This window comes from Streptomyces sp. NPDC028722, from assembly GCF_040637655.1.
Taxonomy (GTDB): domain Bacteria; phylum Actinomycetota; class Actinomycetes; order Streptomycetales; family Streptomycetaceae; genus Streptomyces.
The window spans coordinates 1-12,975 of record NZ_JBEZWU010000040.1 but is presented as its reverse complement, the minus strand read 5'-3'; the positions used below and the strand labels follow the sequence as shown (position 1 = coordinate 12,975).

The 12,975-nt window shown below is 72.0% G+C and carries 9 protein-coding genes; 6 read left to right on the top strand and 3 right to left on the bottom strand.

The window, feature by feature from the left end:
- The first annotated feature begins 4 nt into the window (after positions 1-4).
- Both AB0F03_RS34790 and AB0F03_RS34785 read left to right on the top strand, forming a co-directional pair.
- Positions 5-676, top strand: coding sequence for a response regulator transcription factor (locus AB0F03_RS34790; protein ID WP_361999675.1), 672 nt, complete (start codon positions 5-7; stop codon positions 674-676).
- Positions 673-2,046, top strand: coding sequence for an ATP-binding protein (locus AB0F03_RS34785; RefSeq protein ID WP_361999673.1), 1,374 nt, complete (start codon positions 673-675; stop codon positions 2,044-2,046). The genes AB0F03_RS34790 and AB0F03_RS34785 overlap by 4 nt, the downstream gene beginning before the upstream one ends.
- A gap of 43 nt (positions 2,047-2,089) precedes the next feature.
- Here the strand turns inward: AB0F03_RS34785 and AB0F03_RS34780 are convergent, their stop codons facing one another.
- The 3 genes from AB0F03_RS34780 to AB0F03_RS34770 all read right to left on the bottom strand — a co-directional run bounded on the left by AB0F03_RS34780 (position 2,090) and on the right by AB0F03_RS34770 (position 6,380).
- A complete protein-coding gene (locus AB0F03_RS34780) occupies positions 2,090-2,446 on the bottom strand; it encodes an STAS domain-containing protein (protein ID WP_361999670.1) in 357 nt (118 codons plus the stop codon).
- A 104-nt stretch (positions 2,447-2,550) separates the two neighbouring features.
- Positions 2,551-4,677, bottom strand: a complete 2,127-nt coding sequence (locus AB0F03_RS34775; RefSeq protein ID WP_361999668.1) for a cellulose binding domain-containing protein — start codon at positions 4,675-4,677, stop codon at positions 2,551-2,553.
- A gap of 479 nt (positions 4,678-5,156) precedes the next feature.
- A complete protein-coding gene (locus tag AB0F03_RS34770) occupies positions 5,157-6,380 on the bottom strand; it encodes an MFS transporter (protein WP_361999665.1) in 1,224 nt (407 codons plus the stop codon).
- 369 nt (positions 6,381-6,749) lie between these two features.
- On the opposite strand from AB0F03_RS34770, the gene AB0F03_RS34765 reads away from it, so the two are divergent.
- From AB0F03_RS34765 to AB0F03_RS34750, 4 genes are all read left to right on the top strand, one after another.
- Positions 6,750-7,361: an RNA polymerase sigma factor gene (locus AB0F03_RS34765; protein ID WP_361999662.1), complete on the top strand. Its 612-nt coding sequence runs from the start codon at positions 6,750-6,752 to the stop codon at positions 7,359-7,361.
- Positions 7,362-7,366: 5 nt separating this feature from the next.
- Positions 7,367-7,774, top strand: a complete 408-nt coding sequence (locus tag AB0F03_RS34760; protein ID WP_361999731.1) for a hypothetical protein — start codon at positions 7,367-7,369, stop codon at positions 7,772-7,774.
- 337 nt (positions 7,775-8,111) lie between these two features.
- Positions 8,112-9,068, top strand: coding sequence for a LysR family transcriptional regulator (locus tag AB0F03_RS34755; protein WP_361999660.1), 957 nt, complete (start codon positions 8,112-8,114; stop codon positions 9,066-9,068).
- Between the two features lie 223 nt (positions 9,069-9,291).
- A partial coding sequence (locus AB0F03_RS34750; protein WP_361999657.1) for a beta-ketoacyl synthase N-terminal-like domain-containing protein occupies positions 9,292-12,975 on the top strand: 3,684 nt, incomplete at its 3' end.

The window sequence follows — 12,975 nt, the reverse complement described above, 5'->3', positions numbered from 1 at the left end:
CGACATGCACTACCTGGTCGTCGATGACGAGACCCGCCTCACGGACCTCGTCGTCCGCTACCTCACCGAGTCCGGGCACACCGCCGAAGGGCGCTACGACGGCCCCTCCGGCCTGGCCGCCGCCCGTGACCCCCGTCTGGACGGGATCGTCCTGGACGTGATGCTGCCCGGGACGGACGGTGTCGAGGTCTGCCGGACCCTGCGCGGCGAGGGCGTCGACGTTCCGGTGATCCTGCTCACCGCCCGCGGCGCCATCAGCGAACGGGTCGCCGGGCTGGACGCCGGCGCCGACGACTACATGGTCAAACCTTTCGCCATGGAGGAGCTGCTGGCCCGGCTGCGGGCGCTGTCCCGGCGCCGCCCCGACTGCTCCGGCCGTCTCCGGGTCGGCGACCTCGTCCTCGATCCCGAGCAGCAGCGGGCCTGGCGGGCGGACACCGAACTCGACCTGTCCAGACGGGAGTTCGCCGTGCTGCGCGTGCTGATGGAGAACGCCGGACGGGTCGTGACCCGGCTGCGGCTCCTCGAGGAGGTCTGGGACGGCGAGACCGACCTGCGCAGCAACGCCATAGACGTCCACGTCTCCAAGGTGCGCGCGAAGGCCGACCGCGCCTTCGGCCGTACGACGATCACGACCCTGCGCGGACGCGGCTACCGCCTGGAGACCGCCCCGTGACCCTGCCGCGCGGGCCGCGGGCCTGGTTCGGGCGGCTGCCCGTCGTCACCCGTCTCGTACTGGCCGTCGCCGTCACCATGTCACTCGTGCTGACCGGAGCGGCCGGACTGGTCTACTGGCGGGTCCGTACCGCCCTGGACCAACAGCTGCACGACGACCTGGCCGCCTACCAGCACAGCCTCGACCGGGCCGTGCGCGCGGGCACCGCGCTGCCGCCGGGCCCCAGTGGCAGCTTCTGCCAGGTCCTCGACGTGCGGGGCCACGTCCTCACCTCCAGTGACGCCGGGGGCCGGCGGCCCCTGCTCACGGCCGCCGAACTCGACTCGGCCACGCACGGTCACCGGGTACGACGCGATGTCGGCTCCCTGCTGCCCATCACCCCGGACACGCTGCGCCTCCAGGCCGAGCGCGTCACGGCCGGCGGGAAGACACGCGTCGTCGTCGCCGCCGTTCGCCGGGGGCACCGCGACGAGGCCCTGCGCGAACTCCTCGCCCAGCTCGCCCTCGCCTCCGGACTGACCCTGATCGCCGCCTCGTACGTCGGCTACCGCACCGCCCGTGCCGCCCTGCGCCCCGTCGAGCGCTACCGCACCGCGGCGGCCGTCCTCGCCGACGGGGGGCAGGACCTGCGCCTGGACGTGCCGGCCGACCGCGACGACGAGATCACCCGCCTCGGTCACACCCTCAACCGCATGCTCGACCGTCTGGAGGCGTCCGCGGTCCGCGAGCGCCAGTTCCTCGCGGACGCCAGCCACGAGCTGCGCACCCCGCTGTCCCTGCTGCGGGCCGAAGTCGACGTCGCGCTGCACCGCCCCCGCTCGGCCGGGGAACTCACCGAGACCCTGCGCTCCGTGGACGCCGAGGTCCAGCGCCTGATCGATCTCTCCAACGCCCTGCTGGGCCTGGAGGAACTCGGCAGCACCGGCCACATCACCAGGGCGCCCGTGCGACTCGCCGACCTCGTGGAGACGGCTGTGGCCCCGCATCTGCGCACCGCCGAACGGACCGGGCGCACCCTCACCTCCGACGCGGCCGACACCACGGCCGACGTCGACGCCCGATGGCTGCGGCCCGCCGTCGGCAACCTCGTCGACAACGCCCTGCGCCACGGACACGGGACCGTCCACCTCACGGCCGCCGTCCACGGAGCCAGGCTCCGGCTGCGCGTCACCGACGAGGGACCCGGCTTCCAGCCGGAGTTCCTGCCCCGGGCGTTCGACCGGTTCGCACGCGCAGAGGCCAGCCGTACCAGCGCGGGATCCGGTCTGGGGCTCGCCTTCGTGCACGCGGTGGCCGCCGCCCACGGAGGCAGCGCGCGGGCCGAGAACACCGGCAGCGGAGCCGCCGTGACCCTCGACCTGCCCTGCTGATCGACGAGGCCACCCGCCGGGACGCCGGCTGCCGGCTGCCGGCTCACGCAGACTGGGATGTCAGCAGCGGGGCGCCGATGCCTGCCAGCAGGAACAGTCGCGCGACAGGGGGCGTCAGCGGTCCGGACACGGAGAAGCACACCCCGAGATCCCGGCAGTGGCTGCGGGCCGCCAGCAGCACGTTCAGTCCCGAGCAGTCGCAGAAGGTGACCCGGCTGAAGTCCGTCTCCACACGCCGGGCGCCGCTGAGCACAGCGGCCCGCACCTCGTCGGTCAGCCGGCACGCGGACACGTGGTCCATCTCCCCCGTCACGGTCACGGTCACGACCGTGCCGCTGTCCGCCGCTGTGCTGGACACGCGCAACCGCTCGCCGGGCTGCCTTCCGGAGGCGCTGTTCACCCCGTCAGGGTTCCGGTCGCGCGACAGCAAGTCAACGTCCCCCCGCGGGGTGGGCCCGCCCGGGAGCAGGCCGCCTGCGGCCTCCTTCCCGGGCGGGCCGGGTGTCAGCCGCCCGAGCAGACGGTGCCGTTGAGGCGGAAGACCGTCGGGTCCGGGTTGGGCCCGTCATTGGCGCCGACGAATCCGAAGGAGGCCGTCGACCCGCCGTCCGGGGCCAGCGGCCCGGCGCCCTCGGGGGCGGTCACCCGCACGTGCGAGCCGGTCTGGTGGAACGTGGCGCCCCAGCCGGAGGACACCGACTGACGATCGGTCGGCCAGTCCCAGTCCACGGTCCAGCCGGTGATCGGCGTATCCGAGAGGTTGCGGACGGTGACCGTGGCCACGAATCCGTTGCCCCAGCCCGTGTCGCGGTGATAGGTCACCGCGCAGGTGGCGTCCGCCGGGGTGCCGGTGGTGAAGGTCAGCGGAGAGGACGGGGCGGAGAGCCGTCCCGAGGCGTCGGCCGCCAGCACGTCGACCGTGTGGGTGCTGCCCGGCGGCAGGTTCCGCAGGGTCACGGAGGTGCCGGTGGTCTCGCCGGCCAGGCGGGTGTGGACGCCGTCGCGCTCCTGGACCAGATAGCGGGCGGCGCCCGCCGCACCGTCCCAGGACAGGCGCGCGGTGGTGTCGGTCACCGCTTCCAGTTCCGGGGTGCCCGGCGTTCCGGCGGCCGATGCCCCGGGCCCGGTGCCGGCCCGCGGTTCGAGGGTGACGGTGAGCAACGCGTACGGCGGCACGGTCACCTGGGACGCGGACGCCTCCCCGCCGGTGACCTCGGTGATGTCGCTGTCGCCGCGTGCGTAACGGCTGACCTTCGGTGCGGTGTCGGACGGGGTGAAGCCCGCGTACGCGAGGTCCACGGTCCGTGCGGCGTCCGGATTCCTGTTGACGAGCAGGACGCTCAGACGCCCGTCGCGACGGAGCACGGCGTGTGCCGAGACGTCCTGCGCGGAGGACGCGGCAGCGACCATGGTGTCGCCCGCGGTGCCCAGTTCACTGGTCATCTTCATGCCGTAGTAGGGGTGGAACGGCGTGTTCGGTGCCGGCTCGCACACGTCACCGGTGCAGGCGCCGCTGGAGAGCATCCCCATGTCGCCGTAGTCGGTCTCACCGTCGACGGTGGTGATCCCGCCCGCCCCGTTGTGGGTGTTCCACCAGTCGACGCTGAACACGCCGTTCTCCATGGCCGTCATGAACGCGTCGGCGGCGAACAGGCCGTTGGGGCGGGCGGTGAGCCGAGCGCCACCGGTGTTGGCGTTGATCTCGGTGAGGGCGATGCCGATGCGCGGTGACCCGGCACCCGCGTACCGGTCGATCTGGCTGCGCACCTCCCGCAGTTCGCCCGGCAGCCTGGCCAGCCGCGCCGTGGCGTCCTGGGCTGTGGTGCCGGATCCGCCCGCGTACCAGTGGACGCTCACGAAGTCGACGACGTCGGCCACTTGGGAGAGCACGGTGTGGTTCCAGTCGCCGGGATCACCGTCGCCGACCACGCCGTCCGGCCATTCGCCGGGAGCGGTGAGGACGGCGCCGATCTGCACGGTCGGGTCGACGGCCTTCATGGCCGCGGCGTAGGCGCGCACCTGGCGGGCGTACTCCTGGGGGCTCTTGTCGGCGTGTTCGTCGTTCTCCCAGCCGCTGCCGTAATGGCCGTTGCCGTAGATCTCGTTGCCGATCTCCCAGTACTTCGCGCCGTAGTTCTTGGTGACGTTCGCGTACCGCACCCAGCCGGCCGCCTCCTCGGGCGTGCCCGAACCGTAGTCGGCGGTCAGGATCGGCTGCGCGCCGGCGGCGCGGACGGTGCCCATGAAGGAGTCGAAGCCGGTGCCCGGGGCGACGTATCCGCCGGGCGCCGTGTGCGTCTGCCAGTGGTAGATGTCGGCGTACGAACCGCCGGGGTAGCGCATCGCCCCGACGTCGGCCGCCTTCATCAGGCGGGCGACCTCGGGATCGTTCATGTGCGAGTCCCAGATGGCGGTGTTGACGCCACGGGCGGTGCCGGACAGCCGGCCCAGGGCCGCCTGGGCGTTGACCTGGACCTCGGCGTCCGCGGCACCGGCCGTCTGCGGTGCGGCGGGTGCGGTGCCGGCCAGCGGGGACAGCAGGGCCAGCGCGGCGGCCAGGACGGTCGCGCCGCGCGCGAGGGGGCGAAAGCCGGCACCGGCCGGCCGGGCGGGTCTGCGCAGTGGGGACATGCGGGGTCCTCCCTAGGTGGTCCGGCGGCGCGGGCGGGGGGAGCAGGTGTCGCACCTTGGCGCCGGACAGGCGAAGTGCCGCCGCGTCAGCAGGACGTTCGGCGCCGGTGGCACGGAAGCGAAGTGGGGGTGCGGTGGCGATCGTGCGCGTGCGGGGGCGGCGGCCGATCCTCGCCGTGGGAGCGCTCCCATGATGGGAGGGGTGCGACGTCTTGTCAACGCCCGGGCAAGGCAGTGGTGCGGCGGGCGAACGTGGGGGCGGTGGCGGCCCCGGGGACGTCGGCCGTATCGCCGTCGGTGGGCTCGACGGCCGCGAGGGTGCGGGCGCCCGTGGTGCGCGTCCCGTCATCGCGGCGCGGGGACCCGGCGGGGCAGAACTCTCCCGCGTGGGCCCCCTGCCGTAGCCGGGCCCTCATACCGCCGTCAAGGCGGCTACCGAGGGAAGCGGTGCGGTGTGCCGGCTGCCGGCCTGCCGCGGCTCATACGCCGATCGTCTCGGCCCGGACCGCGCGGGCGCGGACGACGAAGGGCCGGGAGAAGACGGTGACGGCGACGGAGAGCGCCGCCACAGCGGTGATCGTCGTACCCGGGCCGAGGTACTGGGCGAGGCCGCCGGCGACCGCGGCTCCGATGCCCTGCCATGTCATCCGGCCGGCGGACTCGACGCCCTGGACCTGGCCGCGGACCGGGTCCGGGGTCAGCGCGAGCAGCTGTTCCTGGAGCGGCAGGGTGGCGGCGAACCCGGCGCCGGCCACGAACACCGCGACCGCCACCACCGGCGTGGACGGCTCGGCGGCGAACAGCAGGTACGGCACGGCGAGCAGCAGGCGCAGGGCGAAGGCGTAGCGGCGGCGCCGGCCGGCGTCGAGCAGACGGCCGACCGCCAGGTCTCCGAGGAGCATGCCGGCCGACCCGGCGGCCAGGAGAGTCCCCGCGTCGTCCGGGGCGTAGGAGAGGAACAGGGCCTCGCAGCCGACGATCAGGCCGTTGGGAACCCACAGGTTCAGCAGCAGCACCCGCCGGCCGGGGTGGGAGAACAGCGCGGTGTTGGTCGTCCAGGTCTGCCGCAGTCCGGGGCGCCGGGTCAGCCGGATCGAGTGTTCCCGGACGGTCGCCGCCACGACGCCCAACGCGAGTGCGGTCAGGCCGGCGGCGATGACGAAGACCTCCTGCGGGCTGAGATACCTCAGCAGTACGGCGCCGATGGCGTAACCGAGGATCGCCATGCCGCCCGACGTGATGTTCATCAGCGACCGGGCGAGCGCGTACGCGGCAGCCGGTACGACCTCGGCGAGCAGGCCCATCCGTGTTCCCGTGCCGAGGGACTGGAAGAAGCCCAGCACCAGGAGGAGGCCGAACCGGACGGCCAGCGGCAGCCCGGGGATCGCCTGCGCGGCGACGCCCGCCAGCGAGACGCACTGGAGCAGGACGAGGGTCCGGCGAGGACGGTTGCCGTCCGCGACCGACATCAGCGTCAGTGCGCCCAGCACCATGGCGAACGTCGCGCCGTACATGCTGACGGCTGTCAGGAACGGGGACCGGGTCTGGTCGTTGACCAGCGTGCCGAGTGCGAAACCCGACAGGGTGGCCGCGGAAGCCGTGAGTGTGAAGCCGGCGTACAAGCCGGCGAACTCACGGTTGCGGAGCAGGGCGCGGTAGCTGATGGGGGGCGGCGTGACGGGCACGGAGGTGTCGGAGGGCATGAAAAAAGCCTCCGCACGCACCACTTGGGGCACCGAAGGCCAACGCGATCATTGTAACACAGCGACGGAGCCCGCGCCCGGCACCAGCGCGCCGAAGACACCGCGGACCGGGGACCGCGCCGGCCGGTGGCGCACCGGCCCGGGAAGTTTCTTCGGCCGGAGCCGAATCCTTTTCGGGTGTCCCCGTCTCTTATCGGTGTACGGCCGCGAGGGCCGGCGGAGACCAGGAGGAGACACCATGATCATCGGCATCGTAGTGATCGGCGCAGTGCTCGTCGGCGCGTGCAGCTGGCACCTGACGAAGCGCATGCGGAGCCGGAGCTGACCAGTGCCTGCGGGCACAGCGCTTTGCGGGTATGAGTAGGACGCATGAACCGTAGCTTCTCCTGGCCGGACGAGCGGCTGATCAAGGCTGCCCAGGACGGCGACGTCACCTCGCTGACCACCGTCGTCATGGAATCGCAGCCTCATGTGCGCAAGTTCGCCATATCGCTGTGCGCCTCACCGCAGGACGCGGAGGACGCGGCACAGGAGGCGCTGATCATCCTCTACCGGAAGATCGGCACCCTACGGGCCTCCGGTGCGCTCGCCGCATGGATGTTCCGGATCGTGCGCCACGAATGCCTCCGGCAGGTACGGCTGCTCGTCTCGCGGAGCGACGAGACGGCAGCCGAACCGGAGGCGTGCGCGGAGCCGTCCGCCGAGGACGCGGTGTTGCGCAGGATGGAAGCGGAGCGGGTCGCTGCCGCGATCAGTGCTCTGCCCCGCGACCAGCGGCAGGTCCTGATCATGCGGGACGTGCAGGGCCTGCCCGGTGGCGTCGTCGCCCGGTCGCTCGGTCTGAGCACCCCCGCGATGAAGTCGCGGCTGCACAGAGCCCGCGCGACACTGCGTCACTCACTGGCCCTGACCGACCAAGGATCCGATCAGGGCCCCGATCAGGCAGTCGACCGTCCAGCCGGAGGAGAGTTACGACCTTGAACACCGTGAAGCTCACGAAGAGCACGAAGGCCCCGGCCGCCGGGAAGCCCGCGGCGCCGGAGCTGAACTACGCGAGCAAGTCCGTCACGCGCCATCTGGTGCGCGGCGTCATCGGCTTCGGGCTGGTCATCGGCTCGATCGCCCTGGTGCCGGTCGTCGGCCCGGTCAGCCTGGTGGCGGCCCCGCTGGGTCTGGTCGCCTTCCGCGGCTGCCCCACCTGCTGGATGGTCGGCCTGGCGCAGACCATTTCCCGTGGCCGTCTGGAGCGCAACTGCGTGGACGGCGTCTGCACGCTCAGCAAGGCGGACCCGGCGAAGAAGGCCACGGACGAGCCGTCGGCCGGCATCACCGTCCCGGCACACCTCCCCGTGTCGACCCCGGCATCCGCGCCCAGCGAGCATTCGAACCTCTGACCTACCGCCAGGGAAGAATCAGATCAGCGCGCCAAGTCCGCCATACGCGAAAGCCCTCCCGGCGTCGACAGAATCCGGGAGGTGACTTTCAGCTTTGGCGTTTGGGTTCGCCCTGGTGTCAGGAGGGTGGAGTGCGCACCTCCCGCCGCTGAGCCGGCCTACGCGCACACACATACATCGAACACGCATGCCCATATCAAGGTGTGGATCAGATCATTCAGGGGACTTAGGCGTTCCGTTTCCAGCGGCGCGGCGTGCAGTGATCGACACAGCGGGCACATGACCGGAACAAACGATCGAAGAGCTTCTTCATACCCCGATCTCAGCACGGCTTTGCGTGGCGATCCAATATCTTCTCGGTACCGGTGGCAAAGGATTGGGTATCGTATCGGCCATGGACTTACGGGGGTTGCGTTACTTCGTGACGGTGGCAGAAGAAGGCAATGTCAGCCGGGCGGCCCGACGGCTGCACATGTCCCAACCGCCGCTCAGCCAGCGTATCCGTGAGCTGGAGGCCGAGTTGGGCTGCGAACTGTTCCTCCGTGGCCCCAGAGGAATGCGACTGACCCCGGCCGGCGATGTACTCCTGGAAGAAGCCAGGGTGCTGCTCGCGGGAGCGGACCGGGCCAAGGAACGGGTGGTGCGGCAGGTCACCGGCGCCCGGTCACTGCGGGTCGGAGTGCTCGGGCCCGGTGAGGCCACTCTGTCGAAACCGGTCGCCCAGGCCTTCGCAAGCAGCCATCCGGAGGCCGTGGTGAGCCTGCGGCAGGGCGATCTGGCCGACCCGATGATGGGTCTCGCGGCCGGTGCGATCGACGTGGCGATCACGTGGACCCCCTTCGACATGACCGGTATGGCAGTGCGCGCGATGCAGGAGGACCGCTGCTTCGCGGCCGTCGCCGCGGACAGTCCGTTCGCCGGGAGTAGGTGCCTGACCAGGGACGACATCGATCACAGCAGCTCCATCCGCCTGCCTGCCGGAGTCGATGCGCTCTGGCGGGCCCATTGGCAGCCGTCCCCGTCGGCCGGCGGTCCGGAGGTGCGCTCCCTCGACGAGTGCCTGCACGCGGTGCTGTGGCAACGCTCGATCGCACTGGTACCCGCATCGGCTCTGCGACGGCACGCGGTCGAGGGCATCGTCTACCGGCCGGTGGCCGACCTGCCGCCCACCCGGCTGGTGCTCGCCTGGCGGCGCGACGACCGGTCGCCGCTCGTGACGGCGTACGTCGACGCATTTTCCGCGGCACGAAAAAAGAGTTCAGTGCCCCGGCGGGAGCGCGTTGTTCACACGTAGTCGACACCGCGGGCACACGACCCATGCCGATCTCCCCCGATTATGCGGTATATCGAGTTCCGGATTACGATTCCCCACCCCCCTCCGGCATGAGCGGTGTTACCCGGTGGATACCGGAAAACCGTTGAGACGTTCTGGGTGGTTTTGGTTTACGCAGAGCGCGGCTCGGTGCTACCGTCCGAAGCCGACTTGAAGTCCGGCCAGACTTCAAGTCGGCAGCACCATGATCGCGCTTCACGGGGGGAGCAACCGAACCATGATCCGCCATGCCCAGATATATGCAGGACCTCCATCGGCTGACACGGCAAGAAACACGTCGGGCGATGCGGAAGACAATGCGGAACAGCCGGCCGGGGACCGGGAACCGCAGGCGGTATTCGATCAACTCGACGACCGGACCATTGCCGTCGTCGGACTTTCGTGCCGTTTTCCCGGCGGGTCGGACCCCGCCGAATTCTGGGACCTTCTGCGGAACGGCCGCGACGCCGTAGCAGATCCGCCCCCGGACCGCGCCCACCTCGCCGCATTCTCGGACGGGTCACCGCGCCGCGGTGGTTTTCTGCCCTCAGTCGACACTTTCGACGCCGGTTTCTTCGGCATATCCCCACGTGAAGCCGCCGCGATGGACCCGCAGCAACGGCTCGTGCTGGAACTGGCCTGGGAGGCGCTGGAGGACGCCGGCATCGTCCCGGCCACACTCGGCGGCACCGACACCGCCGTCTTCGTCGGCGCGATCGCCGACGACTACGCGGCGCTCACCCACGCGGCCGGACCCGGCGCGACTTCGGCGCACACGGTGACCGGACTGCACCGGGGCATCATCGCCAACCGGGTCTCCTACGCCCTCGGCCTGCGGGGCCCGAGCATGGTCATCGACACCGCGCAGTCGTCATCGCTGGTCGCGGTCCACCTGGCCTGCGAGAGCCTGCGCCGCGGCGAGTCCACGGCGGCGCTGGCCGGCGGTGTCAGCCTCAACCTCGCGCCGGAGAGCACCCAGGCCCTGGCGGCCTTCGGCAGCCTCTCGCCGGACGGCCGATGTTACGCTCTCGACGCCCGTGCGAACGGCTACGTCCGAGGTGAGGGCGGCGGCCTGGTGGCACTCAAACTTCTCAGCCGGGCCATGGCCGACGGCGACCGCATCCACTGCCTGATACGCGGCGGGGCCGTCGGCAGCGACGGCGCCAGCGAGACCCTCCCCACCCCGAACGGACCAGCCCAGGAACGTGTGCTGCGCGACGCCTGGAAGCACGCGGGAATCCCGCTGGACCAAGCGCAGTACGTCGAGATCCACGGATCGGGCACCCGGGTCGGGGACCCCGTCGAAGCATCGGCTCTGGGCGCCGTCTTCGCCCCGACCCGCACACCAGAGAACCCGCTCAGGCTCGGCTCCGTCAAGACGAACATCGGCCACCTCGAAGGCGCCGCCGGCATCGCCGGACTCGTCAAGACCATCCTCTGCCTCAAGGAGCGCACGCTCGTTCCGACCCTGAACTACCGCACTCCCAACCCCGGCATACCGTTCGCCGACCTGCGACTCGCCGCCGCCACCGCCACCGGCCCGTGGCCGCACCCCGACCGGCCGCTCGTCGCGGGCGTGACCTCCGTCGGGATGGGCGGCACCAATTGTCACCTGGTGCTCAGCGAGTGGCCGGACGCCGTCGCCACGGCTGACGTGAACCCGAAGCAAGACCGGCAGAGTTCGGACGGGCAGGGCGGTCCCGTCCCCTGGGTGCTGTCCGGGCGCGGTGACGCGGCGCTGCGCGCGCAGGCCGCCCGGCTCCGCGAACACCTCACGCACCAGCCGGAGTCCGGCGCCATCGAGGTGGCCAGGGCCCTCGCCCACGACCGCACCGCGTTCACCCACCGGGCCGTGCTCGTCGGTGCCGGCCGGGACGACCTGCTGACCGCCCTGGCCGCGGTCGCCGACGCCCGGGTCAGCCCGGACGCCGTCGAGGGCAGCAGCCCGCGCACCCGGCGCACGGCAGTGTTCGTCTTCCCCGGACAGGGCTCGCAGTGGGCGGGCATGGCCGCGGAACTCCTGGACAGCGCACCGGTGTTCGCACGGGTCATCGAGGACTGCGAGCGCGCGCTGCGCCCATACCGTGACTGGTCGCTGACCGACGTGCTGCGTGCCCGTCCCGGCGCGCCCGCCCTGGAGCGCGACGATGTCGTACAGCCCGCCCTGTGGGCCGTGATGGTCGGCCTGGCCGCACTGTGGCGGGCGGCGGGTGTCGAACCCGCCGCGGTCGTCGGTCACTCGCAGGGCGAGATCGCCGCCGCCACCGTCAGCGGCGCCCTCGGTCTCGACGACGCGGCCCGGCTGATCGCCGTACGCAGCGCGGCCCTCGGCGCGCTGGCCGGGCGCGGCGGCGGCATGCTCACGGTGTCGCTGCCCGCCGACCGGGTACGGGAGGACATCGCCGGTCACCCGCAGCTCGGCGTGGCCGCCGTCAACTCCCCCGGCATGACCGTGGTGGCCGGTGACGGCGACGCCCTGGACGCGCTGGCCGCGCACTACGGCGAGGACGTCCGCACCCGGCGCGTCCCCGTCGCCTACGCCTCGCACAGCCCGCACGTCGACGCCGTACGGGACACGTTGCGCGCGGACCTGGCCGGGATCGCGCCCGGCGCCGGGCGGGTACCGCTGCATTCCACCGTGACCGCGACAGCGCTGGACGGCCTCGGCCTCGACGCCGACTACTGGTTCCGCAACCTGCGCGAACCCGTGCGGTTCGAGCCGACCGTACGGGCGCTGCTCGACGCGGGGCACGATCTGTTCATCGAGATGAGCCCGCACCCGGTGCTGACGCTCGCCGTCCAGCAGACCGCGGAGGCCGCGGACCTGCCGGTCACCGCGCTGGGCACCTTGCGCCGCACGGAAGGCGGTCCGCACCGGCTGCTGCTCGCGTTCGGTGAGGCCTTCTGCCACGGCGCGGAAGTGGACTGGTCCGCCGTCCTGCCGGCCGGCACCGGCCGCGCCGAGCTGCCGACGTACGCCTTCCAGCGGCGCCGGCACTGGATCTCCGGGCAGCGCACGGCGACTGCCGACGTGCCGACAGCCGGCACCGAGCCGTCGCCGGAGACATCGGCGCTCGTGGAGGACACCGCGGAGACGGCGGAGACCGCGCCGGTCCGGTCACTGACCGGGCCGGCCGCCCTGGAGCTGGTGCGGGCACACGCCGCCGCCGTCCTCGGCCACCACCGGTCCGACGACGTCGAACCACACCTCCGGTTCAAGGAGTTGGGCTTCGACTCCTCGATGGTCGTCGAGCTGCGCGACCGACTCGTCACCGCCACCGGACGCCCACTGCCCACCACCGTGGTCTACGAGCACCCGAGTCCCGCCGAACTGGCCGCGATGCTCAGCGCCCCGCACACGCCGACGCGCACCGAGCCGGGCCGCAACACGGCGGCCTCCGTGTGCCGTTCCGGCCAGGACGACCCCGTGGTGATCGTCGGCATGGGCTGCCGTTTCCCGGGCGGGGTGGACTCGCCGGAGGGGCTGTGGCAGGTCGTCGCCCAGCAGCGCGACGTGATCTCCGGCTTCCCGGCCGACCGGGGCTGGGACCTCGACGGCCTCTACCACCCCGACCCCGCACAGGTCGGCACCACCTACGTCCGGCACGGCGGTTTCCTGAACGGCGCGGCCGAGTTCGACGCCGAACTGTTCGGGATCTCACCGCGTGAGGCACTGGCCATGGACCCGCAGCAGCGTGCCTTCCTCGAGGTGTGCTGGGAGGGCCTGGAGCGGGCCGGCATCGCCCCGGACTCCCTGCGCGGCACCCAGACCGGCGTGTTCGCCGGCGTCATGCCTCAGGAGTACGGTCCTCGGCTCGGTGAGGCGGCTGCCGGTGCCGCCGGGTTCGGACTCACGGGAACCACCTCCAGTGTCGCTTCCGGCCGGGTG